A 24,566-nucleotide genomic window follows, 5' to 3' on the forward strand; every position below is an offset into this window, starting at 1 on the left:
GCGCACATCACTGGCCACTCATCACCGACCACTTCTCAGACCATATCGTCAAACGGATTGGCATCCGGCAAATCAACCGAAGGGATTCCCGGCAGCGTCACCTGCCCGGTGGACATCTGGATCTGGTTCTCATCCACCAGCCCCTCACCGAAACGGTAAATGGCGTTCAGGTCGCCGCGACTGGCGCGCGCGTCGTAAGCCTGGGACTTTTCGCTCACCGTTTCGTTGCCCTTGCGATGCGCCGTTAACGCGCGCTCGCCGTGACGCTTGGCCAGCATGCGTCGCACTAGATGCGGCGCCAGCACACTGGCAGTGGCATTGTTCCCGCCGAAGCCCTTGGAATTCAGGAAGGCCACGTCCAGGGACTCGGGATCGCGCTCGGTGTGCTGCAGGGCTATATCCAGGTGCGAGTGGTGCACGTCGTCGGCCACTTTCTCGATGGTGGTGATACCCGGCAGAATGCCGCGATCGAAGATACCCAAACTGGTGATCAACTGGTCGCCACTGGCCGCCGCCACCGTGTGGCCCACGTATGCTTTGACCGCACATAGCGGCCAGTTTTCGATGCCGAAGGCGCCTGCCAGGCGATCGAATATCGCCGACTCGGTAACCCGATTCTGCGGCGTACTGGAGCCGTGCGCCTGCACGAAGCTGCGCCGGCGCAGACTCTCCTCACCAACGATGGCGCGGGCTTCCGCCATGGCCCTGGCCACGGTCAGGTAGTTGCCCGGCCCCGGTGCCGAGATGGATTTCTTGGTGCCGTCCGCGTTGACGAACACATTGGCCACGGCGCCGTGGATGTTCGCTCCCAGTTCCAGCGCCAGGGCATCGTCCATCAGAATCACCCACTGGGTGCCCTCGCCCAGGGTGAAGCCACAGTTCTCGCCGAACGGGCGGCTGGCGCGGCGGTAGTCGACTTCGCCGGGGAAGATCTTGCGCAGGCCGTCGATATTCGCCAGCGCGCCCATGGTGGAGTATCCATCCACCACCTCCGGCACCAGCGGCGCCTCGGCGGCGCCGACCACGGCGACGCGGGCGCGACCGGAGCGGATATCCTCGACCGCCGCGCGCAGGTTGTACAGGTAGGTCGCACAGGCCCCGGCCACTGCGCCCGTGGTGCCGACACTGCCCAGCACATAGGCGTTGACGAAGTCCGCCGGCATACTGGTCAGGCCCAGCGCCAACTGCTTGGAGCTGACCCGGTTACCGCGCAGGCGCGACTGCAGCAGGCCACCGTTGCCGTATGGATCCAGCTGACTCATCGCAGAACTGGCGTAGACAGAAATCTTGTCCGGACCGGCTGCAGCGGCGACGGTGTCCCAGTCGATACCCAGGGACTGCACCGCGTCGGAAGCACCCAGTATCGCCAGCTGCAGACCGCGGGGATGGAAGCGGGAGTTGTACTGCTCGCCCGGCTCGAAGCCGGTGGGCAACTGACCCGCGGAAGCCACGGATATTTCGCGATAGCTGTCCAGCATCACCGACAGGCCGCCGGTGCGCACGCGCACTCGGCCGTCGCCCAGAGACTCCACCTGCCAGTCCGCCGGCAGCGGTTGCGGCAACTGGCGCGCGGACATCTCGAAAGTAAAGCCCTCGGGACTACTCAGCTCCGCCGGTTGGTGGAAATGGCACTTGCGGTAATCGTAAAAGCGCTGCTCCAGCTCGCGCACCAGGGTACCGTTCAACACCTGCTGTTCCAGCGCCGCATCCAGGGGCCCGCCCGCGTCCGCCCCGGTGCGCAGCCCCATCAGCGCCGCCAGGTCGGACAGGGTATCGGTGCGCTCGGCGGCGCCGAGCCTGTCCAGCACCAGGCGGCGATAGCCGCGGTGAAAGGAACTGCGACCGGCGGGATTAAAACCGCCGAATGCGGTGATTACGGGAAGGCGCTGCATCCTGACCTCCAGCAAAACGCTGAGAAAACTTACAAATCCGAGTGATGGTCAGTGTAGGGGCTGGCGATTCGGCCGGGTTATGGGCATACTGGCCAGCAAAATTGAGCTTTTGGCCATAGACGCCACTGCGGCCTTCCGAACACAGTGCTGCTGGCGCACCGAGATGTAATGCGAACAGTCACCTTTTTATTGATAGACCAGATGCTGGCAACCGGTACCGTGTTGCCGCTGGAAATGCTGCGCGGTGCCGAGAGCCGCGCCCGTGTCGAGGGCGACTCCTCGCCGATGCGCCTGATTACCGCCAGCCTCGACGGTCGCCCGGTCAACACTCGCTCCGGCTTCTCCTTTGCGCCAGATGTGGCGCTGGCAGACGCCCCGGACAGCGACCTCATCTACATTCCCGCCCTTTGGCGCAACCCGCGCCCCGCGCTCAAACGCAGTGGCGAGCTGCTCCAGTGGCTGCGCCGACAGGCCGAGGCCGGCGCGGCGATCAGCGCCGTGGGCACAGGCGTCTGTTTCCTGGCCGAGGCCGGGCTGCTGGACGGCAAACCCGCCACCACCCACTGGCACTACTTTGAGCGCTTCGCCGCCGATTACCCGAGAGTCAAACTGAAGCGCCAGTATTTCATCACCCAGGCCGACAAGCTTTTCTGTGCCGCCAGCGTCAATGCACTGGCGGATGTCACCGTCTATCTGATCCGCCAGCTGTACGGCCCCGCCGTGGCGAGCCATGTGGAACGCAACTTCTCCCACGAGATACGGCGGCCCTTCGAGGAAATCGCCTACTCCGAGGGTGCGGTGCACCTGCACCCGGACGAGGAGATAGTGCAGGCGCAGACCTGGTTGAAGGAGCACTGCAGTGAGGAAGTCCGCCTCAGTGAAGTGGCCAGTCATTTCGATATGAGCGTGCGCTCCTTCAACCGCCGCTTCAAACTCGCCACCGGGCAGACGCCACTGCAGTATTTGCAGAATGTACGCGTGGATATGGCGCGGGAGCTGCTGCAGTCCAGCAACCTGTCCGTCAACGAAATTGCGGAGAAAGTCGGCTACCAGGACATGGGCCACTTTACCGCGCTGTTCAAGAAATTCCTGTCGACAACACCCAGCGAATACCGCACTACGGTGCGGGCGAAGCTGTTTCGGGTAAACACCTAATGCGGACAAATCTGCCGGGAGCAGATTTGCACAGCCGAAGGCTGCCCGCGAAGCGGGTGAGGCACAGGGACGTGCCTCATCAATGCGGAATGCGGAATACGGAATGCGGAATGCGGAATGCGGAATGCGGAATGCGGACGATATTGCTGGATAGGCAATTCACAGCGCATCCATCTCGCGCGCAAGCAATTATTTTTTGCGAAGTAAAATCACGTCGCTATCGGCAAACTGCAGCTCCGCCTGCAATTGACCGGCCAGCCAGCGGAAAGTTTGCTGGCTGAAAAAACAGATATGGGTGGGATCGCGGATATAATGCCAGTTGGTGAAACGTTCCGGCGAGAGCACCAGCTTTGTCATCAACGCCATCATCCCGCCGGGGCGCAGGATTCCCCATAAGTGCTGCAACTCTTCCCTCGGGGCCGAGAGGTGCTCAATCACCTCGGTAGACACGATAAAATCATACTCCCGCCGCATGGCCCCTGCATTTGGCGCAAAATAAGTATCGTATAACTCAACCCTGTGGCCCGCCTCGGTCAGCATCTGTGCCAGCAGGGGCGCAGGACCGCAGCCGAAATCGAGCCCCTCACTGCCGGGGCGCAACTCATTCAGCAAGGGGGTCACACAACGACCGAGAAAGCGGCGGTAGCCTTCATCCTGCAGGGAGTTTTCGTGCAGATCGTAATAGGCGCGCTCTTCATCAGGGGAAAGGTGAAATTCCGGCGGCACAAATACCAGCGCGCAATTGGCGCACTGGTAGTAGCTGCGAAATTTATCGCGATGATAGAGCTGTGCCGCCAGATGGCGACACAGAGGGCAGTTAAAGGACAATTCATTCGAGCCATCCATGACTCTCACCCTTCGGGCAGCCTTCGGCTGTGCAAAACTATAATCCTATCGTTTTGTCAGGCCGCTGCAGTTTCGGTCTTTTTGACCTCTTCTGAATGCTGCAGCAGGTTGCCCTGAGTGATGGCAATTTTGCGTGGCTTCATCGCTTCCGGTATTTCGCGCACCAGTTCAATATGCAGGAGTCCATTGGCGAGTTTGGCATCGGTCACCTTGACGTGATCGGCCAGCTGGAAGCGCCGCTCGAAATTGCGCGCTGCAATGCCTCGATGCAGGTAGTTGCGCCGCTGATCGTCTTCCGGCTTTTTACCGCTCACGGTAAGGCGGTTCTGTTCCACCTGTATATCCAGCTCGGACTGCTCGAATCCGGCAACCGCCATCGAAATGCGATAGCTGTCGTCACCGGTCAGCTCAATATCGTAGGGCGGATAGGCGGGCTGCTTCTGCTCGCTGGTGGTCATGGCGTCCAGCAGACTGGCCATGCGATCGAAACCGATAGCGGAGCGATAAAGGGGAGTAAAGTCTAGATTACGCATTGTCATATCCTCAATTCAGAGCAATATTTAGCTACTTACGATTTAGGCTCGTCCGAAAACCGAGCCGGTTGCGGGAGCACCTCATCAGAGCCTGCCTCCCGTAACAGTGAAATAGGGGCCGGTAACGGGGATTCAAGGGCGAGAGAGAAGAATTTTATGCAGACGAGACAACGGAAGGTTCGGGAAAACGTTTCGCGGTCGTCAGCTGGGGATTCACGGCTGTTTATCGGCGTCCGCCCGGACAGGCTCACCCAGCATTTTCTCGATGGACTGACCAGTCAGTGCAAGCGGCAACTGGGATCAGACAGGCGCGACCGAACGCGCTGGACCAGCCACACCAACCGGCACCTGACCCTGGCCTTCCTCGGTGAGACACGCGACGAGCTGATTCCGCCAATAGAAGAGAGATTGGCACAGATTGCCGATGCCCTGCCCGCCTGTAGCGGACGCATAGTCTCGCTGAACCCCTTTCCCCAGCAGCGCTCCCCGCTGCTGGCGGCGGAGCTGCTCACCAATCCGGCGCTGGACAGGCTGCACGAGCAGTGCCGGCAGCTGATGATGGATCTTGGCATGAAGCCGGAACGGGCAACATACCGCCCCCACGTCACCCTGGCCCGCAACAGGCGCGGCTTTGCGCGCTTCGAGCCGGTGATGCTGGACCACACACTGCCGGTGGACAATATTATCCTGTACCGAAGCGACACGGTTCCCAGCGGCAGTCAGTATGTGCCGCTGTTCGAAGCCCATCTTAGAAGCGAGTGAGAAACAAAAAGGCCCGCTGTGTGCGGGCCCTTTCCATCCGTCATTCACTGTATCAATCGAGTTGCGACAGCACATACTCCGGATACATCACCAGGCGCGGCCGGGACAGGCGACGTCCATCGAAGATAAACACGTAGCGCTCGCCATCATCATCGGCAGGGATGGTGCGGCGGAACTTCCAGGTGTTGACCTTATAGGTCTGGCGCCCTGCCTCTACCGGCGCCACCAGGCGGTACTGGTTGTGACCGAGAAACTCGAATTCAACCGCATCACTGCGGGAGGGCTTCAGCTCCAGGCTGCGGAAAGTGTGCTTGCCCTCATCGCTCTTATCCGCCAGAAGCTTGTCCAGGCGGGCTCTCTCACGCTTCACATAATCCAGCAGATCCGGGTCCACCTCCCGGGCGGGCGCGGCAGCCTCAGGGGCGGCCTCCTGGGGGGCAGCAGCGGCAACGGTCGGCGCCGGCAGCTCCGGCTTGGAGACAGGGGTGACGCTGCGCGCGGCCGCCGCCGTGCGCTGCGCCGCTTCCGCCTTGGCCAGCATGGCATTGACCATCTGCTCCACCTTTTCCTCCTGCCCGGAGATACGGTTCTTGCTCTGGGTAACCGCCTTCTGCTCGGCCGACAACCTGGTCCGGAGTTCATCATAATTTGACTGGATGAACTCCACTCGGCGATTGCGGCTATCCACCCCGCGCTCCGCCATGGCAAAGCCGTGCTTGGCCTTGGACAGCTGGCGCTCGGTGTCCGAATCGCCCTTCTGTTGGTGATCGCTCTCCGCCTGCTGCAGTTCGCGGCGGCTCTCTTCGAAGTGCGTGCGGGCCTTACCCAGGGATTCCTTGGCACGCTCCAGCTTGTACTCATAGGAGAGCAGTTCGTTCTCGATATCCTCGATTTCAACCATCCGGTTTTCGAGCGACTGCTCCATGCGCGCCAGTCGATTCTTCTCTGCCGTCAGCGAAGCCTGTGTCTGCGCCACAGCCCCCACGCCCCCGAAAATCACAACACCCGCCATCAAGAGCGAGCAGTACCGCGTTACCGCCATAGTAAAGAACCCATTACTCGGTTTTTTGATATCCATAGAAAAATCACACAAAGATCATTTTTTGAGCAAAATTTTTGCAAATCTGTCGCGTGAAACGGTAATTCTACGCAGCCCCCCGCCGCCGGGCAATGACCAGAGGACCGGTCACCATTCAGTTTTGCGCCGGCGATCACAGCATCCAGCGCTTCATTTCACTGCAACAAAGGTTCCGCTAACTTTTTGTGACATTTTTACCTTCACAGCGCTTGATTTTTTCCTGTGCGCAAGCATTATGGGTAACAGGGAGAAGATCGCTGGAGCCAGCGGAATTCCGACCCGGACGTAAAACACCCACAGCTGTTCAGTCAGCAGATACCCGTTGCGTTCCCGGTGTGCCGGTTATTCACAAGAGCTCTGCCTACTCCCTCAAGGGCGCCCTACCTTCTTTCAGCAAACCGCACACGCGGCCTGCATGGTTTCTTTTAACCGGAGGTATTTGCCCATGAAATCTGCGCCTTACGATAACATTGTGTTCCGCGATATCGATAAATCTGCCGCACTGGCCACTACGGTATCGAAGAAGTTACATAAACTGGAACGTTATTGTGGCGACATCATACGGAGTCGCGTCGTCCTAGAAGCCCCCCACCAGCACAAGACCAAGGGCAAGCAATTCAAGGCTTCCGTGGAACTCGCGATCAGCGGTAACCCCGTGACCATCAGTAGTGAACATGAATCCATCCATCGCGCCGTCAACGATGCCTTTGCATCCGCCGAGCGCTGCCTGAAAGAGCGCGGCGAGCGCCGCAAGACACAGCGCCACCAGGCGCTCTGCACGATGGAGGAATGACCGAAGAGTCCAGGTCTGGGACAGGCGGTGCAGATGCACCGCCTTTTTTATGCCCGGCACTCAGGCAACCGGCGTTCGCATGGTTACAAACTCTTCCGCCGCGGTCGGGTGAATACCGATGGTCTGGTCAAAGACCTGCTTGGTGGCTCCGGCTTTAATTGCCACAGCCAGACCCTGGATAATTTCGCCGGCATCCGGCCCCACCATATGCACTCCCACCACCTTGTCATTGCTGGAGTCGACCACCAACTTCATCAGCGTGCGCTCATCCCTGCCACTGACGGTGTGCCGCATCGGCCGGAAGTCTGATTTGTAGACCACCACAGGGATACCCGAGTCCCGAGCCTCTTCCTCCGACAGCCCTACGGTGCCGATATTTGGCTGGCAGAAAACAGCGGTGGGAATATTGTTGTAATCGATCTCGGTCAGATTGCCGGTTTGCAGGTGTTTTACCAGTGCCATGGCCTCTGCCAGTGCCACTGGCGTCAACTGCGGCTCACCGGTGACATCGCCGAGGGCATAGATGGAACGCACATTGGTGCGGAAATTATCGTCCACAGAGATGGTTCCGTCCCTGTGCAACACGACACCGAGTTTGTCCAGTCCGAGCCCGCTGGTATTGGCGACGCGCCCGGTAGCGTAGAGCACAGCGTCGACAGCGATAGTGGAACCGTCGTCGGCACGCACCAGCAGGCTGCCATCTCCCAGTTTCTCAACCGCCGCTATGCGGTGGTCAAAGTGCAGCTGTGCGCCCTTCTTGGCCATTTCATCGCGTACGAAATTGCGGATATCCCGATCAAAACCGCGCAAGAACAACTGCCGACGATAGGAGAGATGGGTCTCCGCCCCCAGGCCGGCGAAAATGCCGGCAAATTCCACGGCGATGTAGCCCCCGCCCACTACCAGAATCCGCCGCGGAAACTCTTCCATGGAAAAGACTTCGTTCGAGCTCATAACATACTCGCGCCCTGGAAAATCCGGTATAAAGGGCCAGCTGCCCGTGGCCACGAGAATACGCTCAGCCGAATAGCGCCGGCCGTTCACTACAACGCCATGGGGATCCTCGATACTGGCTCGGCCATCTACTACCGAGACACCGGAGTTAGCCAGCAGATTGCGATAAATACCGTTCAGCCGCCCGACTTCACTGGCGTTGTTTTCGCGTAGTGTCTGCCAGTTGAAGTCGGCTCCGCGATTCTGCCAGCCGTAGGCAGCTGCATCCTCGAATGCCTCGCTGTAACTGCTGGCATAGACAAACAGTTTTTTCGGCACGCAGCCCACATTGACACAGGTCCCCCCCATGTAGCGATCCTCCGCCACTGCCACGCGCATACCTGCGACAGCGGCCATACGCGCAGCGCGAACACCACCGGAACCGGCCCCGATAACAAACAAATCAAAATCGAATTCGGCCAAAATAAACTCCTGCTGCCAGTGAATCACAACCGTGCCCGTGCACGGCGATTGTCAAAATTTCCAACAAATTGTCGACCTTTCAACCAATTTAGCCAATTGGACTAATCCTGATAAAACAATTGGTACAAAGTTGACAATTTTTACTTAATATTCGTTGACATGCGCATGTGCTTTCGATATTCATGTGATGACTATCACAAAAACCGGCCTGCTAGCGAAAAAGAATAGAAGTCTCTAGCGAATACAGCGGTCTTCAACGAATAAAATAGCCTTTAGCGAAAACAACAATTTAAACAGGCAAGAAAAATGGACTCCCTTCCCTCTACTATCCAGCGAGCCTTGTGGTTAACCTGCCTGCTGCTTGTCAGCAGCCTGTGCAGTGCGAAAACCCACCCCAGTTACCTGAACCAGGACTACTGCGATGGCCTGGTGGAGCAGTTCGTCGATTCCGGAATGCGCAGCCTGGGCAAGTACATCAACGAGCATTTCAATCCCGAGTACAAGGGCGGTATACGCAATACCATTCACTTCCTGGAGCAACGCTCTGAATGGCTCGGCGAATGCAATGACTACCTGCTCGACACAGCACAGAGTCATGTCTTTTATAACGACCAGAATACCCGGGAAATCTTCGCGGCCATGAACGCCCTGGCCAGAGAGCTGCAGCATGTCCGCGAAGGTGTCGAGTACCCGGATGATGCGGGCAACAATAACCCGACTCCCTTTATCAAAAGTCGCTATGAAACACTGGCGCAACTGGTAGACCAGCACCACACGCGCATGCTGATGAAAAAGCAGTTCCAGTAGTCGCGTGCCAGATCCTGTGTGCGGAGCCGGGCTCCGCGCGCAGGGCGCCGCTCTTAGCCTTCCCCGCCCTTTTCCAGATAGACCTTCAGCGCACGAAACTGCTCGGCCAGTACACTGTTAACCGGCTCGGCAATGGCATCCAGCTTGTTCGCACTGGAACCCCAAACCCGGTATTCCCAGGTCAATAGTGATTTGTCGCCCTGGGGCACTATACGCCACTGCATCAGCCCGCTCACCGGCATACTCTGCAGCGGCCCGAGGCCACCGGACAGGCGAACCTCCCGTTCCGGCAGTGCGTAGATCACTCGCAGATGCTCGACGGAAGCCTGGTCCCAACGCTCACAGAAACATCCCCCGGCGCGCAACTCCATCGACAGGTTGCCCGCCGAACCCGAATAGCTGTGGGCCGGATTCCACCATTCCGGCAGGCTCGCCAGCCCGCGATAGACACTCGCGCTGTTCTGCTCCAGCTCCTGCTCCAGCCTGATGGCAAACTCACCCGGAGACTGACTGATCACCTCGGCGGCAAGTCCGCTCGACCAAGTGGCCGTCAGCGCCACAGCGGCTGTGACGAAAAATTTTCTCGACATACTGATGATCCTGTAGCGTCGCTATTTTTTGTTGTCGTGCCGGTCTTCCCTCCGACTTTCGGCAGCCGCATCCTGTCGCCGGTCGAATGGCGCTCCACCATCGAGTCCGGCACCCGCACTGTCACCCAGCATCCTCTCCTTGAGGCTGCTGGCGATGCGCCGGGTCAGGGCGCCGAGACGTGGGCGCCGCTTTTCGGCAAAGGGAATGGGACGGCAACTCTGCATTGATGCCAGGCCGATACGCGCCATAAACAGGCTCGCCCCCATCCCCTGCCCCAGGCGCGCGGACAGGGTACTGAGCATACTGTCCCCCACCAGCTCAGGCCACAGCTCGCTCACCGCGTACTCGCTGGCGCCGCTGTAGGCGACCAGTGCCAGCACCTGCTTGAACAAGCGCCAGCGCACCACTATCGAGGGGCGGACACCGTAGATCTGCGCCACGTCGTCGATCATGCGCAGGGACTGGCGCAGGGCTACCAGGATATCGATGGACGCGAAGGGGCTCAGCCCCACCAGCGCGCCGGTGGTGGTGGCGTGGCGCACTATGCGCCTCATGGCTTCCTGGTCGAGCGCCTCGAGGAAGGTGACTTCCAGGTGCTGCAACAGTTCACTGCTGTCATAGTAATCCGGCGTCTCGTCGAGTACCCGGCTCAGCAATACTCCCTGCGGCTTGCCGGCAAAGTGTTGCTGCAGCTCGCGACGAAACGGCTGCGCCTCCTCGTGACTACGGCAATCGCGCAGCTCCGCTGCCAGCTCCTGTGTCCTGTGCAACTTGCGCAGCGGGCGCCCGGCGCGGAAATACTCCCACACGGCACTGACGATAGTCGCGCAGAAGACCGCAATGATTACACCGGCGAGCACACCCAGGCTCCAGTGTTTGTCCGCCGCCCAGCTGTACAGCTGGCGCAGTTCCCAGGCAACGGCCGCCCCCGCCAGCCCCAGTGCCGCCAGCAGCGCCGGCTTCCATAGTCGCAGGCGAAACAGCGGCAGGCGCAGCTCGGAAAAAGAGATCCGGTCGGGCAATGTCTCCCCGATAGTAATGGAGCGCGGTATTTCGTCCGAATCCTCGCTCAGCGTTTCGACGCGAGTGGATTCCCGCTGAGACGATTTCGTCTCAGGTTCGTCCAGCGGCTCAATACGGGTCTGCCGTCGCACTGAATCCCTTTCACCATCCATCAGACTTTATCTCCGAGCAACAGATTGAGCAGCGCGTCGACACGAATATGCGGGATGCACTGGCCTTTGGCCATGCCCGCCGGGGGGCGCAGTTGCGGCGGCGCGGCACCGGTGTAGTGGCGCCACTCCTCCCCCTCCCGCGGCAGCTGGGCAAAAATCTCCGCGTTCTCGAAACCGAGGTAGCGCCCCTCCAGGTCGTGCCCCATCAGCATACGGCGACCGTTGCGCTGGCTCTCATTGGAGCAGCGCACCGCCGCTATGGCCTCGCAGAAAAGCGGCAGGCCACGGTGGCGGGCGCCGGCAAAGGCCTGCTGCAATTGCTGTCCCAACTGCTGGCGCAGCGCGTCGTGATCGGCGGCCAGTACCTGGTCCACCTTGGTGGCCGCAAACAGCAGGCGGTCGACCCGCGGGCGCCAGAGTTTGCGCAGCAATCCCGTCTGCCCGTAACGGAAGATATCGGCGATATGGCCGAATGCCAGGCGCATATCGTCCAGGGACTGCTCGCCGGCAAACAGGGTGCCGATCATATCCACCAGTACCAGCTGGCGATCCAGATGGCGGAAGTGGGTCTCCACGAAGGGGGTCACCTGCTCGCGCACATAGTCGCGGTAGCGCCGCGCCAGAGTCTGGTAAACGCTCTGATCGGGCATGGCCGCCAGCTGTTCTTCCGTGTATCCGCGCAGATCCAGCAATGGCAGCAGGCCGTAATTCTCATCGTCCAGCAGGGCGCGCCCGGGCTGCAGATAACTCAGTTTGCGCCGGCTACGGCAGTCGAGCAGGAACTGGCGGTAGTCGCGCCAGAGTGCATCCAGCTGCGCCGAATCGGCAGCCGCATGGGGCTGAAGCGCCGCCAGCTGCGATATCAGCTGGGGGGCCAGGCCGGCGCGTGCGTCGCCGCCGATGATGTGCGACTGATGACGGCACCAGTCGCGATAGCCCATCTGCAGCAGCGGCAGATCCATCAGCCACTCGCCGGGGTAGTCGCGCAGCTCCAGAATCAGCGTCCTGGTTTCCGGACCGGCCAGGCGCCGCCGCCGGCGAAGGTGGATATGCAGTTCCATCGCCGACACCTCGCGGGTGCTCTCGGGCCAGCGGGGCGGCTGCGACAGCAATGCCTCCAGGCACTGCTCGTAATCGAAGGGCGGCAGCCCGGAATCCAGCGCCGGTTTCAACTCAGCACCGAGCAGGTCGCCGTTCAGCGCGGGGGCAAAGCCCGGCAGCTGCGCCTTGTGCGGATGGCTCAGCTGGTAGATCAGGCTGGTCAGCAGTGTCGACTTGCCGGCGCCGCTGAGGCCGGTAATGCCGATGCAGACGCGGCGATCCAGCAATCGCTCCGCGGCCCAGTGGGACTTGTCCCGCGCCTCGCGGCGCCACTGGCGCAGTCTCTCCTTCACGCGCCGGCCGCGCCCTGAATCCGCCTTGGATCCGCTTTCACTCATCTGCAATTCCGTTTTTCGCGTTAGGGGAAGGATAACAGCTCACCCGGGTGGGAGTTTGAGATACCAATTTGTCCCGAACAGATTGGGGCGCGCAGTTGAGGCACTGGGATGGTATCAATCAAAAAAGCGCGCCGACCTCGCGGTCGGCGCGCCTTCAGCGGGGCTGGCCCAGGATCAGTCCACCAGGGCTATATCCCCGGACCCCATCACCGAAAAAGAATCCCTACCAGGCCGGCGAATGACTATGTCGCCGGAGCCCATTACGGAGCCGCCGGCGCTGTCGGCCTTCAGGTTGCGGCCGACAAAATCACCGGATCCCATCAGGTGGATCTGCAGATCGGCCACGCGGCCACCGACGACCATATCGCCGGAGCCCTTGATATCCACACCCAGGCTCTCGCCGGCGAAGTTATCCAGACGCAGATCGCCGGAGCCGGTAATCGAAGCCTGGCCGCTGACTGCGAGCGCAGTACCCACCAGCAGATCACCGGAGCCGGTCACAGTGGTCACCAGTGACTCTGCCGCCACTTTATCGACACGAATCTCACCGGAACCGGTCACGCGCAGTTCCAGGCTCTCGCTCTCCAGGGTGTCGGCCCGCGCCTCACCGGAGCCGGTCACCTTGAGTGCCTCTATCTTCGGCAGGGTCACCCGGTAATTGACCTCTCGGTCCAGGCTGACCGTTATCACCCCAAACCAGCTGTTCTTGTAGTCCTCTACCGACAGCTCCAGAGTGTCGCCGTGCAACTCCGCCTTGGCATAGGGCATGATCTCCTCTGCCCCGCTGGCCACTACCTCGAAGCTGTCGCCCTGAATCACCTGCACATGGGAACTGCCCTTGAGAGCGATTCGGGTAAACCCTGACACTTCAAACCGCTTACTGCTGGCCTCCTCAGCCCGGCTCGCGGCACTGAATGACGCGACGACCAGCAGCAGTGCCGCCAGCGGGGCGAAAATGGTGTTTCTTACGGCCATAGGTATCCTCTCGCTTCTAAATTACCGTTTGCCTACCTTAATAGACCGCCCGACAACGCCTTTTGGATGCAGCGTGCGGAATAAATTTACCGCGGGGTCAGCTAGTGACCAAACGCCGCTCCGGCGTCCCGCCCGCGGCCTCCATCTCAGCCGCAATCGGCTTCGGCACAGCCCATTTCCGCCAAAACGGCGCGGATCTTCTCCGCCTCGACGGCCAGCTGCTCCGCTTCCGCTGGCTGCTGCAGGGAGAAATCGAAGTCCGCCAGCGCATCCACCGGTATCAGGTGCATATGAGTGTGGGGCACTTCCAGGCCCGCGACCATCACCCCTACCCGTTTGGGCGAGTAGACCGCCTTCAGTCCCTTGGCGACCTTCTGCGCCACCAGCATCAGGTGCGCGGCCAGGTCCGCCGGTACATCGTCCCAGTGGTTCACCTCCTCCACAGGGATCACCAGACAGTGGCCCGGCTTGATCGGGGCTATGGTCATGATGGCCACGGCCCTGTCGTCGCGCCATACAAAATGCCCGGGCAGGTCGCCGTTGATGATCTGGGTAAAAATGCTCGCCATGGATAGCCTCGATAATCTACAAGGGTTGGAATTTTTCGACTGTGGAGTCTAACAGTTTGGGAGAAAAGCGCATCACGCCAGGCAGCGATCAACGCGCATAACGGGTCCGCGATTTCACACTTCATCACATTATTCTTCGCCTTTACACGCTAAACAACTGAATGCAAAAGGGATAGAACCCCCCCGCAATCAGAGAACCTCAGTGAGCGCAAAAAGTTGTGACGGGCTTCTGATGACAACCTGTCGAACAAGATGACAATTTTCTTAAACTGCGTTGGCAGCGGATAGCTTATGCCTTAGGCTCGACCCCCAATTAAAGAGGTACCGCCATTGAGCCACGGCACGAAGTATCCTTTTGCCATCTGATCACTTTTCGGCTCTGCGGGAAATATATTTACCCAGTGTTAACTTCTCGTCGGGGGGAAGCGATATGAAGAGCCTGTTGGATCAGGTCGGCGGCGCCCAGGTCGTCAACCGCACAGTCGGGGAATTCTACCAGGCCATAGGCCGCCATCTCTCCAGTTTCGAAGCCTGCGATCACCAGAAGCAGCAGAACCGCCAGGCCCAGTTTCTCAATCACGCCTTCTCTTCGCAGCCGGAGCCGGTCCGCAGCAGCCGCGCCAGCTTTCTCGCCCGCGGCCTCAATCCGGCCCTGTTCGAGGCTCTACTGGAGTATCTCGAGGCGCGCCTGGTGGAGTTGGGCTTCTCCTGGCAGCTGAGCAATCACCTGGTGGAAACCGCCGGCAACCTCTACGGCGACTGCGAGCAGGACCTCTCCATCGCCTGCTGACCGCCACCACTCTCCCGGGCCGCCGGTTGCGACTCGGGGGACCACTCAATACAATGGGCCCCTCGCAGCCTTTACCCCCCGTTTGCTACCGCATCCGGTAAGCGCTACTTCACTCACCTTCCTTGTTCCCTGAGAGAATTCATGAAGATTGCCAACCACTCCGTAGTGGAAATGCACTACACCCTGAAAGACGCCGACGGTACCGTCATCGACTCTTCCGCCGACAGCGAGCCGCTCAAGTACCTGCAGGGTGTGGGCAATATCATTCCCGGCCTGGAGAAGGAGATGCTGGAAAAAGCTGCCGGCGACAAGTTCACCGCGGTAATCCAGCCGGAAGAGGCCTACGGCGCACAGAACCCGGAGCTGATCCAGACCCTGCCGCGCAGCGCCTTCGGCGGCGTGGAAGAACTGGAAGTGGGCATGGCGTTCCGCGCCCAGAGCACCGAGGGACAGCCGATCGAAGTCGAAATCATCGATATCGATGGCGACAATGTCACCATCAATGGCAACCACCCGCTGGCCGGCGTGGAACTGCACTTCGATATCGAAGTGGTTTCCGTGCGTGAAGCCACTCCTGAAGAGATCGATCACGGCCACGTGCACTGATCTGTTCGACAACGGGCGCGGCTCATGGCCGCGCCCGTCCCGTCCTCGACACCTATGTTACCGATACTTCCATCCTCCCTCTTTGTGCGCGGGTTCCCCGACATGCCAATCCGCTTCCCCTAAGATGCCCCGCGCCAAAATGGCCGGAAATACATTGGAGAGCGAGAATGCGTGCACTGCTGTTGGGGATACTGCTGGGACTGTCAATTAGCGGCTGCGGCGGTGGCGGTGGCGGTGGCGACGACAGCACGGCGACAGAAACTGAGCAGTCTCAATCGAACAGCGGCAGTGGCGACACCTCGGCAGGAGACGACACCGGGGGAGATACAGGGCAGGATACCGATAAATCTGCGCTGGACCAGGCCCTGCAAAGCGGCGACAGCAGTGGCCTGCAGAGCCCCACAACCCTGCTGGCACAGGCCCTCGCCGAAATCGACAGGCTGGAGGCCTTCCAGCGCGACCTGATCACCGGTACCAGTATCGGTGGCGCCCTCAGTTACCCGGTGCCGCGCAGTAGCCACTTTATCAGCGCCGCTTACGGCGACGGCGTGCCGATACTGCGCGGCAGCCACAGCGGCAAGCCGCTGGCCAGCGCGGTGGAGATAGAGGGCGAGCGCGGCGCCGGCATAGGATTTGAGTTTTACCGCCCCGAGTCGACTGCCAGCGGCCTGGACGCCTTCGCCGCCGGCCTGCTGCGCTGGCTGGCCGGGGATCGGCTGCCCGCAGGCCTGGCACTGGCGGGCATCGACGCAACGGATCTGGACAGTTGGCTGGCGCAGCAATTTCCCGACAGTACTACCACCCACTGCCCCGCCGGACTGGCGCCGGAATGCCTGGACGGCGCCCAGGTGCTGCTGATCAGCGACAGAACCACCGACGGCGATGGAAGTGCCCTGCAGGATCTGGTGGCATCGGCGCGCGAGCGCGGCATCGGCACCATTTATATCCACACTCGCGGCTGGAACAGCGACCCGCTGGGCGATGCGCTGCTGGCACAGTTCAGCCTGTCCCGCGGCGACTACCCGGGCAACTATTTTGTCGAAGACTCCCTCGACTGGCCCGGCAGCGACGCCATGCTGGACGCCATGCAGGCCAACAACGCTATCAAAACCGCGCTGCTGCACTTTGAGGCTCAGGATTTCTCCATCGACTGGAGTGCCTGCACGAAAAGTGTGGGCAAGACCGAGTGCGACCAGTTACCGGATCTTCGCGCCGCCCTGCTGGACGGCGCCGGCGAACTGCGCGGTATGCTGGCGGCCCTGGACAGTCGCGGACAACCCCTGTTCGAGCAACGCGGTCGGCGCCTGATGAAACTGCTGGTATTGCTCGGCGACCTGTGGCGGCGGGAGATCCACTACCCGATGCGGAAGGAAACTGCCGCCACCATCGACTTTATGCAGGCCCTCTTCGCCGACTACAGCGTGCACTACCTGCGCGACGTCCAGCAGGCGCAGCAAGACCTGGGCAGTTTCAGCGACAGGCTGTCGACCGAGCCGCAGACAGCCCGCCGCCAGATCAGCCTACAATTGCGCGGCGACCACTTCACTGCCCTGGGCGCCTACCTGCCACCCGGCCAGGTGCTGCGTGTCACCCGCAACGATAACAGCGCCGCCGAACTGGCCCTGCGCATCAACACCCAGCGCACCGGTTCCACCCGCCTGTGGGACGAGTATTCCCGTCCCCGCTTCCTGGCCAGCCCGTCGATTCCGCTGGCCAGCGGGCAGACGGTTGCCGTCACCTCACCCTATGGCGGCACGCTGCAGCTGGTGCACAGCAGCGCCCCCGACCCTGTCTCCGTCAGCCTGACAGTCGAGGGCGCGGCGCAACACCCGTACCTGCAGTACGCGGATGATATGGACCAGATGGCCTTTGCCGCAGCCCTGCAGGCCAGCTCGCTCAGCTGGGCAGAGATCCGCAGCCCCTTCGCCGAAATCCACTCGCTGCGCCAGCGTCTGAACGAGTCCATCAACGACTCCCGCTACGCTGGCAGCAGCGCGGCCTTCCTGGACGACCTGTTCGAATATGTGCTGCGCGACGCCTACACCCTGGCCGGCTTCCAGGGGGATGGTGTCGAACTGGCGCCCGCCGTGGCCCAGCGCTGCGATATGCTCGGCTGGGACTGCGCCAGTCCCGACATCCACGGCCTGCCGGCAGTGCAACATATCAACGTGGACCTCTTCGCCCACTGCGGCGCCGGCTGCAGCGGCAACCCTTACGACCAGTCGTGGCCGCTGGATCCCTACGGCTGGGGCGAGAGCCACGAACTGGGCCACAATCTGCAGCGCGCGCGCCTGAAGATCCACGGCGGTCGCAGCGGCGAGGTCTCCAACAATATATTCCCACTGCACAAGAACTGGCGCCTGCGCACCGAGCGCAGCGAGGATCTCGCCAGTAGCCGCATCGCCTACCGCAGTGCCTTCGACACCCTGAGGGCTGGAGCCGCCAGTGCGACCCCCTACCAGGTCGCCTACGACGCCATTTGGGCCGACAGCAGCTACGCCGCCGACAACGGCGAGCGCATGGCCTTCTACGCCCAGCTGCCGCAGCTGTGGCGGGAGATCACTGCGGTGGACAGCCAGGGCTGGGATATATTCACCCTGCTGTACCTGTCCGAGCGCCAGTTCGACCGGCTGGACGCGGAAAGCTGGAATTCCGCCAGAAGCAAATTCGGCATGGGTGCCTTTGCCGACAAGCCGGCGCTGACCGGCAACGAGTTCATGCTGCTGCAGACCAGCTTCCTGAGCGGCCGCGACCTGCGCCCGCTGTGGGATACATGGGGCGTGGACTACGGCAGCGACACCGCCGCCCAACTGGATGCCCTGGCCCTGCCAGCGCAGGAGAAAGTGATCTGGGTGGGTCCGGACAGCAACGACTGGGGCCAGATAGAAAAAGTCGCGATCCGCGAAGATATGGTCTGGCCCTTCTGAGCCAGCCACTCCACGGGCGGGCCGCAATCTCTGCTGCTATGGTGCACAGAAAGATCGCGGCCGCCGCCATGCGCAAACACCCGCCAATGCCAGGGAAACTTCCCGACAAAATTGTCCTGTTCGACAGCCAGTGCAATCTCTGCAACGGCTGGAGCCGCTTCCTCTTGCGCCGCGACAGGGACGCCATTTTTACCCTCTGCCGTGTACAATCCCCCGCCGGCCAGCGACTGCTGCAGAGACTGGGCCTGCCGCTGGAACGCTATGAAACCGTTATCTACCTGGAGCGCCACCACCGCCAGCTGGTGGCCTACCACCGCAGCGAAGCCGCGCTGCGTGTGATGGCGCAGTTGCCGGCGCCCTGGCGCCTGCTGCGCTGGCTGCGCGCAATTCCCTTGCCGCTCAGGGACTCTGTATACGATCTGGTGGCGCGCAACCGCTACCGGCTGTTCGGCAAGAGACCCAGCTGCAGGCTGCCAGCACCCGGTGAGCGACACAGATTTTTGGAAGAGACAGATGTTGAGTGACCAGTACCTGCAACGCTTTGGCGGCATAGCCCGACTCTACGGCCGCGATGCCCTGGACAAGCTGTACAACGCCCACTTCGTTGTCATCGGCATCGGCGGCGTCGGCAGCTGGACCGCCGAGGCGCTGGCCAGAAGCGGCGCCGGACACATAACCCTGATCGACCTGGACGATGTCTGCATCACCAACAGCAACCGCCAGAGCCACGCACTGGCGGATACCATCGGCCGCATCAAGGTGGACGTGATGGCGGAGCGACTGCGGCAGATCAACCCGGAAATCGCCGTGCACACCGAGGAGGAGTTTGTCGCCGCGGACAATTTCGCCGAACTGCTCGACCCGGACAAGAGGTCCATCGATATCGTTATCGACGCCATTGATGCGGCGCGGGTCAAGGCGGCGCTGATCGCCTATTGCAAGGCGCGCAAGCTGCGCCTGATCACTGTCGGTTCCGCCGGCGGCAAGCGGGACCCTGGACGGATCGGCTGCGCAGACTTGGGCCGCACCATCAACGATCCGATGCTGGCCAAGGTGCGCAGCCACCTGTACCGCTTCCACAACTTCCAGAAATCGCGCAAGCGACAGTTCGGGGTGGACGCCATCTTTTCGACCGAACCCATGGTCTTTCCGCAGCCGGACGGCAGTGTCTGCCAGCAGAAGAGCGGCATGGAAGACGGGGTAAAGCTGGACTGCAGCGGCGGCTTCGGCGCCGCCACCATGGTCACCGGCAGCTTCGGTTTCGCGGCGGCCAGCCGCGGAATAGAGCGGCTGTTACAGAGATAAGGCTGACAGCCTCCGAAAGCTTCCTATCCGGAAACAAATGCGAGCGCCTGGCGCAGCAGTGCGTGGAAGCCGTTGCTGCGCGACCGGCTCAGGTGTTTTTCCAGCCCCAGGTCGGCAAACAGGCGGGGCAGGTCCAGCGCGCGAATCTCTTCCCCGCTGCAGCCGTCGATCTGCGACAACAGCAGCGCCCCCAGCCCCTTGACCACGCGGCTGTCACTGTCGAGTGCGAATAGGTGGCGACCACCCTGCTCCCGGTGCACCAGCCAGGCATCCGATTCGCAGCCGCGCACCAGGTATTCGGGCTGGCGGATTCCCGGCTTGCCCGAAATCGATTTGCTCCAGCGCATCAGTTCGCGATAGCGGTCCTGCCAGTTGCGCTGGGCGGCCAGCCGCTCCAGCTGCAGCGCGGACAGATCATCGCCACTCCAGTCGCCCGCCTGCAATGGCGCGGCGGCCAGATTTTCCGTTTCCGTCGCCGTTTCCACCAGATATTCGCGCAACGCCTCCACAAACAGCTGCACATTTTCCCAGGTGTTATAGGCGGCCAGGGAGGCGCGCACCGTCGCGGCAACGCCTGCGGCGCGGATCAGCGGCTGGGCGCAGTGGTGGCCGACGCGCACGGCGATATCCCTTTCATCCAGCCAGTGCATCAGGTCTGCGGCGCTGCCAGTGGCCGGCGCGAAAGCGACAATGCCCAGGTTGTGCTGCGGCTGGCTGATCAACTGCAGTCCCGGCATCGCCGCCAGTTCCCGGTGCAGCCACTGCAACAGTTGCTGCTCGTGAGCGGCCATAGCGGCGCGGTCCTGTACCGCGAGAAAATCCAGCGCAGCCCCAAGACCAGCGATCGCCGCCAGTGACGAGGTGCCGGCCTCGAATTTGTGCGGCAAACCGGCGAAGCGACTGTTATACAGATCCACTTCCGCAATCATCTCACCACCACCCTGCCAGGGCGGCATGGCCTCTAGCAGTGACTCGCGCCCGTACAGCAGGCCGATACCGCTGGGACCGTAGAACTTGTGCGCCGAGCAGACAAAAAAGTCACAACCTACCTTCTGCACATCCACGCGCTCGTGGGCCGCCAGCTGGGCGCCGTCGACTATCCAGTGCAGATTCCGACCGCGCAGTTGCCGGGCTATGGCTTCCAGATCCGGGCGCAGCCCCAGTGCATTGGAGCCGCCGCTCAGGGAAACGATCCTGGTGCGCTCGCCCAGCACCTCCCCGAGGCGATCGAACTGCGGTATCCCGGCCGTGTGCGGCACATAGCGCAATTTCAACTGGAAGCGCTGCGCCATCATCTGCCATGGCACTATATTGGCATGGTGTTCGACACTGGAAATAACGATCTCGTCGCCGGCGCGCAACTCGCTACACAGGCTGTTGGCGAGCAGGTTGAGCGCCTCGGTGGCGCCGCGGCAGAAAACAATTTCCCGCGCGCTGGCGGCGTGCAGGAATGCCGCGGACTGACTGCGGACCCGCTCGACCATTTCAGTGGCGCGCCGCGCCAGGCGGTGGCTGGACCTGTGGGTATTGGCGTTGCTGCACAGATAGAAATCGCGGATCGCATCGATAACAGGGCGCGGCTTCTGAGTCGTGGCGGCGTTGTCCAGGTAGACGAGCCGTCGGTTTTCCGGCTGCTCGAAAAGCGGGAAGTGTTGTTTGAAAGTTTTGGGGTCGAAAATCATTGGAGGGCAAATAATCGCTCGGTATTGAGGCGGGTCTGCTCCGCCACCTGTTCAATGGAGATGCCGCGCAATGTCGCCAGTTCTGCGGCGATCAGCGGCAGGTATTCCGGACTGTTGCGCTGCCCCTGGCGACCGGCCAGCGGCATATCCGGCGCGTCGGATTCCAGCAGTACGGCCTCCAGGGGCAGTGCGGCAAAGGCGCGGCGCGTCTTGGCCGCGCGCTCGTAGGTGATGGTGCCGCCGGCACCCAGGCAGAAACCCAGCTGCCAGTAGTCCCGCGCTATCTCCTCGCTGCCGCTGAATGCGTGAATGACACCGCCGCGCGCGGGGCGGTATTCCTTCAGCAGGCGCAGCATATCGCTGTGACAGCGACAGGCGTGCACGATCAATGGCAGATCCAGCTCCGCTGCCAGCGCCAGCTGGGCACGGAAATGCGGCTCCTGATCTGTCAGTGGCGTGACTATGGCTCCGTCCAGGCCGCACTCGCCGATGGCCACACAGGGGTTGCCCTGCAACTGCGCGGCCGCTATCTGTTGGGCCAGGTCGCGCTGCAACTGTACCGGCTCCATTTCCGCTTCGGCCACCCACCAGGGATGCAATCCCACAGCCGCATACCAACCCGGTTCACCCTTCACCAGTTCAAACAGGGTGGACCAGCGGGGCTCGCTGACTCCCGGGATGATCATCCGCTCCACGCCGGCGTCGCGACACCGCTGCCACACCTGCGGCCTGTCCCCGTCAAAGGCGTCGAAATCGAAATGACAGTGGCTATCGAAAAGTTGCACTTGTGATACCCCGCTTTTGGCCCCATTTTAGCACGGAAGCCTTCCCCAACCTCGAGACTGCCGTGCTAGAAACCCTAATCCCAATAGTGTTATTTACCTTCTCAACCAGTATTACGCCCGGTCCGAACAACCTGATGATAATGTCATCCGGATTGAATTACGGCGTGAATCGCTCGCTGCCACACCTGTTGGGAATCTGTCTCGGCTTTCCGGCGATGATCGTCGCCATCGGTCTGGGACTGGGTACACTGTTCAGTCGCTTCCCGCTGCTGCACGAGATTATCCGCTGGGCGGGCATCGCCTACCTGCTGTACCTGGCATGGCGCATCGCCAGTACCCGCGAGATGGGCAGCACCGACAACAGCAAACCCTTCACTTTTTTGCAGGCAGTGGCGTTTCAGTGGGTGAATCCCAAGGGGTGGATAATGGCAGTAGGTGCGCTTGCGGCCTTTACCAGCCCCAGCGGCGAGATGTGGAATGACGTCGCGCGTATAGCGCTGACCTTTGTCGCCGTCGGTGGCCCCTGCATTATCGTCTGGCTGCTGTTCGGTGTCGGCCTCAAACGGGTACTGAACAATCCGGCCCATTTGCGCCGCTTCAATATCACCATGGGACTGCTGCTGGCGGCGAGCGTGGTGCCAATGGCTATTGACTAGCCCTCGCAATTTCCAGTTCGACGCGGAAGTTTTTCACCATCTGCTTCATAAACAGGCCCGGGAATAGTTTGTACAGGTAGGCACCGAGCAGCGACCTGTCGCGCGGAAACAGCCGCTCTTTTCCCTGTGCCAGCGCCGAGACGATCCTCTCCGCCATCCACCCGGCGCTGCGCACCTGGCCGATGGTGCTCTGCTTGTGCTTTGCCATGCCGCCGTCGCCGGACAGGGCATTGCTGTCGATATTGGTCGCGACAAAACTCGGGTAGACCATCAGCACCCTGATGCCCTCGTCGCGCACCTCTTCGCGGAAGGTCTCGAAATACTGATGCAGCGCACTCTTGGCCGCACAGTAGCCCGCGCGCCCCAGAACCGGCATCCAGCCGGCCATGGAACTGATATTGATCACGCAGCCGGATGCCGCGCGCAACTCTGCCAGCAGCCCCTGCGCCAACTCCACCGGCGCGTGGTAATCCACCGCCATCACCCGGCGAATCACCGCGTTACTGGTCTGGGTGGATAGACTGCGGTGGGTGATGCCGGCATTGTTCACCAGCAGATCCACTCGCCTGTAGCGGTTGCGCAGCTGTTCGAGCAGACTCGCCGTGGATTTTTCACACGACAGGTCAGCCACAAAGGTTTCCGCCTCTATCCCACGTTCGCGCAACTGCACCGCGCGCTCCTCCAGTACCTCCGCACTGATATCCACCAGCGCAAATCCGGCCCGGTAGCGGGCCGCCAGTGCCTCGACAATGGCCCAGCCGAGGCCGCCGGCCGCACCGGTGACAATAAAAATCTTCGCCTCCCTCACGCCACGCCCTCCGCAGTCTTCCCCGGTTTCGCGGCCGGCTCAATGTCCAGTGCCTCGCGGGCAAAATAGGAAAACGCCTCCGCCGAGGTCTTCTCCGGTACGAAACCCAACTCCTCCTTCAGGCGCCGGTTCAGCAGTACCGGCCGGTATTGCAGGAACATTACCTGGCCGGGCTGCCTGTCGGTCAGGTGCAGAAAATAACCGATGCCCAGCAGCAGTTTTACCAGCCATACCGGCGGCTTGCGCAGCGGCTTCCCCAGCAGCCGCGCAATTTCTGCCGGCGTCAGTGCGCCATCGCCGGCCAGGTTGTAGATACCATCGGCACTGCGCTGTACGCCGAACTGGATAGCGCGGATCGCATCGCGGTCCCAGATGAAAACGAAGGGCGAATCGTGGCCGCCAGGATCCAGTATCGCGCGGCGGTCAAACAGCTCGCCGATCTTGCTGTTTTTCGCCGCACCGATAATCGAACAGGGGCGGAATATCAATTGTTGCAGGCGCGGGTATTTTTCCCGATAGGCCGCCAGTATCTCTTCCACCTGGCGCTTGTGATCCGAATAGCCGAATTCCGGGTTGCCGCGCAGCGGGTGCTGCTCTTCCAGCCACTGCGGATTGTCCGCATGGTAGCCGTAGGCTGCGCCGCTGCTGGTGACGGTGATGTGTTTGACCCCCGCATAGAGGCAGGCCTTGAGCACATTTTCCGTGCCATCGACATCGATGCGGTATTCGGTCGCCCTGTCGCGTCCGGCGGACATCACCGAGGCCAGATGCACCACATGGGTGATGGACTCGGCGCGCAGCAGTTCGCCCAGGGCGGGATCGCAGATATCGAGGGTAAAAATCGGAAAGGACGCCGGCCTCGAGCGGATATCCACCCCCACCACCGGCATTTCCTGCGCGAGCAGCTCCCCTAGCTGGTGCCCCACATAGCCACAGGCACCGGTTATCAAAACTCTTTTGTTACTCATAGTCTCTT

At 61.4% G+C, this 24,566-nt stretch carries 24 protein-coding genes; 10 read left to right on the top strand and 14 right to left on the bottom strand.

The window, feature by feature from the left end; translation table 11 throughout:
* Nucleotides 1-35 precede the first annotated feature (35 nt).
* Nucleotides 36-1,892, bottom strand: a complete 1,857-nt coding sequence (locus tag IG627_RS12475) for a beta-ketoacyl synthase (RefSeq protein ID WP_193192701.1) — start codon at nucleotides 1,890-1,892, stop codon at nucleotides 36-38.
* Between the two features lie 168 nt (nucleotides 1,893-2,060).
* Here IG627_RS12475 and IG627_RS12480 point away from each other — a divergent pair, with 168 nt between their 5' ends.
* Entirely contained in the window at nucleotides 2,061-3,047 is a 987-nt protein-coding gene (locus IG627_RS12480) for a GlxA family transcriptional regulator (RefSeq protein ID WP_193192702.1), read from the top strand.
* A gap of 189 nt (nucleotides 3,048-3,236) precedes the next feature.
* Here IG627_RS12480 and IG627_RS12485 read toward each other — a convergent pair whose 3' ends face one another.
* Nucleotides 3,237-3,893, bottom strand: coding sequence for a class I SAM-dependent methyltransferase (locus IG627_RS12485; protein WP_193192703.1), 657 nt, complete (start codon nucleotides 3,891-3,893; stop codon nucleotides 3,237-3,239).
* Between the two features lie 56 nt (nucleotides 3,894-3,949).
* A complete protein-coding gene (locus IG627_RS12490; RefSeq protein ID WP_193192704.1) occupies nucleotides 3,950-4,426 on the bottom strand; it encodes an Hsp20 family protein in 477 nt (158 codons plus the stop codon).
* A 156-nt stretch (nucleotides 4,427-4,582) separates the two neighbouring features.
* On the opposite strand from IG627_RS12490, the gene thpR reads away from it, so the two are divergent.
* Nucleotides 4,583-5,188: an RNA 2',3'-cyclic phosphodiesterase gene (gene thpR, locus IG627_RS12495; RefSeq protein ID WP_193192705.1), complete on the top strand. Its 606-nt coding sequence runs from the start codon at nucleotides 4,583-4,585 to the stop codon at nucleotides 5,186-5,188.
* A gap of 52 nt (nucleotides 5,189-5,240) precedes the next feature.
* Here the strand turns inward: thpR and IG627_RS12500 are convergent, their stop codons facing one another.
* On the bottom strand, nucleotides 5,241-6,230 hold the full coding sequence (locus IG627_RS12500) for a hypothetical protein (RefSeq protein WP_226865031.1): 990 nt from the start codon (nucleotides 6,228-6,230) through the stop codon (nucleotides 5,241-5,243).
* A gap of 481 nt (nucleotides 6,231-6,711) precedes the next feature.
* Here IG627_RS12500 and IG627_RS12505 point away from each other — a divergent pair, with 481 nt between their 5' ends.
* Nucleotides 6,712-7,059 (top strand): HPF/RaiA family ribosome-associated protein, encoded by a 348-nt coding sequence (locus tag IG627_RS12505; protein WP_193192707.1) that lies wholly within the window; start codon nucleotides 6,712-6,714, stop codon nucleotides 7,057-7,059.
* Nucleotides 7,060-7,119: 60 nt separating this feature from the next.
* On the opposite strand, the gene gorA is transcribed toward IG627_RS12505, so the two are convergent.
* Entirely contained in the window at nucleotides 7,120-8,475 is a 1,356-nt protein-coding gene (gorA, locus tag IG627_RS12510; RefSeq protein ID WP_193192708.1) for a glutathione-disulfide reductase, read from the bottom strand.
* A 306-nt stretch (nucleotides 8,476-8,781) separates the two neighbouring features.
* Between gorA and IG627_RS12515 the strand changes: the two genes are divergently transcribed.
* Nucleotides 8,782-9,282 carry a hypothetical protein gene (locus tag IG627_RS12515; protein ID WP_193192709.1) on the top strand — a complete coding sequence of 167 codons (501 nt, stop codon included), beginning with the start codon at nucleotides 8,782-8,784 and terminating at the stop codon, nucleotides 9,280-9,282.
* A gap of 53 nt (nucleotides 9,283-9,335) precedes the next feature.
* Here IG627_RS12515 and IG627_RS12520 read toward each other — a convergent pair whose 3' ends face one another.
* The 5 genes from IG627_RS12520 to IG627_RS12540 all read right to left on the bottom strand — a co-directional run bounded on the left by IG627_RS12520 (nucleotide 9,336) and on the right by IG627_RS12540 (nucleotide 14,031).
* On the bottom strand, nucleotides 9,336-9,872 hold the full coding sequence (locus IG627_RS12520) for an ATPase (protein ID WP_193192710.1): 537 nt from the start codon (nucleotides 9,870-9,872) through the stop codon (nucleotides 9,336-9,338).
* A gap of 21 nt (nucleotides 9,873-9,893) precedes the next feature.
* The gene (locus tag IG627_RS12525) at nucleotides 9,894-11,048 is read right to left on the bottom strand and encodes a TIGR01620 family protein (RefSeq protein WP_193192711.1); all 1,155 of its coding nucleotides are present in this window, start codon (nucleotides 11,046-11,048) and stop codon (nucleotides 9,894-9,896) included.
* Complete coding sequence (locus IG627_RS12530) at nucleotides 11,048-12,487, bottom strand: YcjX family protein (RefSeq protein WP_193192712.1); 1,440 nt, start codon at nucleotides 12,485-12,487, stop codon at nucleotides 11,048-11,050. Before IG627_RS12530 ends, IG627_RS12525 begins: the two co-directional genes overlap by 1 nt.
* A 174-nt stretch (nucleotides 12,488-12,661) precedes the next feature.
* Nucleotides 12,662-13,462 carry a GIN domain-containing protein gene (locus IG627_RS12535; protein WP_193192713.1) on the bottom strand — a complete coding sequence of 267 codons (801 nt, stop codon included), beginning with the start codon at nucleotides 13,460-13,462 and terminating at the stop codon, nucleotides 12,662-12,664.
* Between the two features lie 146 nt (nucleotides 13,463-13,608).
* Nucleotides 13,609-14,031, bottom strand: coding sequence for an HIT family protein (locus IG627_RS12540; RefSeq protein WP_193192714.1), 423 nt, complete (start codon nucleotides 14,029-14,031; stop codon nucleotides 13,609-13,611).
* A 430-nt stretch (nucleotides 14,032-14,461) separates the two neighbouring features.
* Here IG627_RS12540 and IG627_RS12545 point away from each other — a divergent pair, with 430 nt between their 5' ends.
* The 5 genes from IG627_RS12545 to tcdA all read left to right on the top strand — a co-directional run bounded on the left by IG627_RS12545 (nucleotide 14,462) and on the right by tcdA (nucleotide 19,659).
* On the top strand, nucleotides 14,462-14,821 hold the full coding sequence (locus tag IG627_RS12545; RefSeq protein ID WP_193192715.1) for a globin family protein: 360 nt from the start codon (nucleotides 14,462-14,464) through the stop codon (nucleotides 14,819-14,821).
* A 141-nt stretch (nucleotides 14,822-14,962) separates the two neighbouring features.
* Entirely contained in the window at nucleotides 14,963-15,427 is a 465-nt protein-coding gene (locus IG627_RS12550) for an FKBP-type peptidyl-prolyl cis-trans isomerase (RefSeq protein WP_193192716.1), read from the top strand.
* Between the two features lie 167 nt (nucleotides 15,428-15,594).
* Nucleotides 15,595-18,354 (top strand): ImpA family metalloprotease, encoded by a 2,760-nt coding sequence (locus IG627_RS12555; RefSeq protein WP_193192717.1) that lies wholly within the window; start codon nucleotides 15,595-15,597, stop codon nucleotides 18,352-18,354.
* A gap of 86 nt (nucleotides 18,355-18,440) precedes the next feature.
* A complete protein-coding gene (locus IG627_RS12560; protein WP_226865033.1) occupies nucleotides 18,441-18,878 on the top strand; it encodes a thiol-disulfide oxidoreductase DCC family protein in 438 nt (145 codons plus the stop codon).
* Nucleotides 18,868-19,659, top strand: coding sequence for a tRNA cyclic N6-threonylcarbamoyladenosine(37) synthase TcdA (gene tcdA / locus IG627_RS12565; RefSeq protein WP_193192718.1), 792 nt, complete (start codon nucleotides 18,868-18,870; stop codon nucleotides 19,657-19,659). Before IG627_RS12560 ends, tcdA begins: the two co-directional genes overlap by 11 nt.
* 23 nt (nucleotides 19,660-19,682) lie before the next feature.
* Here the strand turns inward: tcdA and IG627_RS12570 are convergent, their stop codons facing one another.
* Both IG627_RS12570 and IG627_RS12575 read right to left on the bottom strand, forming a co-directional pair.
* On the bottom strand, nucleotides 19,683-21,341 hold the full coding sequence (locus IG627_RS12570; protein ID WP_193192719.1) for an aminotransferase class V-fold PLP-dependent enzyme: 1,659 nt from the start codon (nucleotides 21,339-21,341) through the stop codon (nucleotides 19,683-19,685).
* The gene (locus tag IG627_RS12575) at nucleotides 21,338-22,126 is read right to left on the bottom strand and encodes a TatD family hydrolase (RefSeq protein ID WP_193192720.1); all 789 of its coding nucleotides are present in this window, start codon (nucleotides 22,124-22,126) and stop codon (nucleotides 21,338-21,340) included. The genes IG627_RS12570 and IG627_RS12575 overlap by 4 nt, the downstream gene beginning before the upstream one ends.
* A gap of 86 nt (nucleotides 22,127-22,212) precedes the next feature.
* On the opposite strand from IG627_RS12575, the gene IG627_RS12580 reads away from it, so the two are divergent.
* Complete coding sequence (locus IG627_RS12580) at nucleotides 22,213-22,782, top strand: LysE family translocator (protein ID WP_319024566.1); 570 nt, start codon at nucleotides 22,213-22,215, stop codon at nucleotides 22,780-22,782.
* Here IG627_RS12580 and IG627_RS12585 read toward each other — a convergent pair.
* Both IG627_RS12585 and IG627_RS12590 read right to left on the bottom strand, forming a co-directional pair.
* The gene (locus IG627_RS12585; RefSeq protein WP_193192722.1) at nucleotides 22,772-23,590 is read right to left on the bottom strand and encodes an SDR family NAD(P)-dependent oxidoreductase; all 819 of its coding nucleotides are present in this window, start codon (nucleotides 23,588-23,590) and stop codon (nucleotides 22,772-22,774) included. The genes IG627_RS12580 and IG627_RS12585 overlap by 11 nt on opposite strands.
* A complete protein-coding gene (locus tag IG627_RS12590; RefSeq protein WP_193192723.1) occupies nucleotides 23,587-24,558 on the bottom strand; it encodes an SDR family oxidoreductase in 972 nt (323 codons plus the stop codon). The genes IG627_RS12585 and IG627_RS12590 overlap by 4 nt, the downstream gene beginning before the upstream one ends.
* Nucleotides 24,559-24,566 lie beyond the last annotated feature (8 nt).

The organism is Microbulbifer taiwanensis (genome assembly GCF_014904815.1).
In the GTDB taxonomy this organism is placed as follows: domain Bacteria; phylum Pseudomonadota; class Gammaproteobacteria; order Pseudomonadales; family Cellvibrionaceae; genus Microbulbifer; species Microbulbifer taiwanensis.

Excerpts from the sequence above, each read along its gene's own strand:
- IG627_RS12490 (WP_193192704.1), bottom strand. The coding sequence starts at position 4,426 with ATGCGTAATCTAGACTTTACTCCCCTTTATCGCTCCGCTATCGGTTTC.
- thpR (WP_193192705.1), top strand. The coding sequence starts at position 4,583 with ATGCAGACGAGACAACGGAAGGTTCGGGAAAACGTTTCGCGGTCGTCA.
- IG627_RS12570 (WP_193192719.1), bottom strand. The coding sequence starts at position 21,341 with ATGATTTTCGACCCCAAAACTTTCAAACAACACTTCCCGCTTTTCGAG.
- tcdA (WP_193192718.1), top strand. The coding sequence starts at position 18,868 with ATGTTGAGTGACCAGTACCTGCAACGCTTTGGCGGCATAGCCCGACTC.
- IG627_RS12520 (WP_193192710.1), bottom strand. The coding sequence starts at position 9,872 with ATGTCGAGAAAATTTTTCGTCACAGCCGCTGTGGCGCTGACGGCCACT.
- IG627_RS12525 (WP_193192711.1), bottom strand. The coding sequence starts at position 11,048 with ATGGATGGTGAAAGGGATTCAGTGCGACGGCAGACCCGTATTGAGCCG.
- IG627_RS12500 (WP_226865031.1), bottom strand. The coding sequence starts at position 6,230 with ATGGCGGTAACGCGGTACTGCTCGCTCTTGATGGCGGGTGTTGTGATT.
- IG627_RS12560 (WP_226865033.1), top strand. The coding sequence starts at position 18,441 with ATGCCAGGGAAACTTCCCGACAAAATTGTCCTGTTCGACAGCCAGTGC.
- IG627_RS12540 (WP_193192714.1), bottom strand. The coding sequence starts at position 14,031 with ATGGCGAGCATTTTTACCCAGATCATCAACGGCGACCTGCCCGGGCAT.
- IG627_RS12555 (WP_193192717.1), top strand. The coding sequence starts at position 15,595 with ATGCGTGCACTGCTGTTGGGGATACTGCTGGGACTGTCAATTAGCGGC.
- IG627_RS12515 (WP_193192709.1), top strand. The coding sequence starts at position 8,782 with ATGGACTCCCTTCCCTCTACTATCCAGCGAGCCTTGTGGTTAACCTGC.
- IG627_RS12505 (WP_193192707.1), top strand. The coding sequence starts at position 6,712 with ATGAAATCTGCGCCTTACGATAACATTGTGTTCCGCGATATCGATAAA.
- IG627_RS12550 (WP_193192716.1), top strand. The coding sequence starts at position 14,963 with ATGAAGATTGCCAACCACTCCGTAGTGGAAATGCACTACACCCTGAAA.
- IG627_RS12485 (WP_193192703.1), bottom strand. The coding sequence starts at position 3,893 with ATGGATGGCTCGAATGAATTGTCCTTTAACTGCCCTCTGTGTCGCCAT.
- IG627_RS12535 (WP_193192713.1), bottom strand. The coding sequence starts at position 13,462 with ATGGCCGTAAGAAACACCATTTTCGCCCCGCTGGCGGCACTGCTGCTG.
- IG627_RS12530 (WP_193192712.1), bottom strand. The coding sequence starts at position 12,487 with ATGAGTGAAAGCGGATCCAAGGCGGATTCAGGGCGCGGCCGGCGCGTG.
- IG627_RS12545 (WP_193192715.1), top strand. The coding sequence starts at position 14,462 with ATGAAGAGCCTGTTGGATCAGGTCGGCGGCGCCCAGGTCGTCAACCGC.
- IG627_RS12475 (WP_193192701.1), bottom strand. The coding sequence starts at position 1,892 with ATGCAGCGCCTTCCCGTAATCACCGCATTCGGCGGTTTTAATCCCGCC.
- IG627_RS12480 (WP_193192702.1), top strand. The coding sequence starts at position 2,061 with ATGCGAACAGTCACCTTTTTATTGATAGACCAGATGCTGGCAACCGGT.
- IG627_RS12590 (WP_193192723.1), bottom strand. The coding sequence starts at position 24,558 with ATGAGTAACAAAAGAGTTTTGATAACCGGTGCCTGTGGCTATGTGGGG.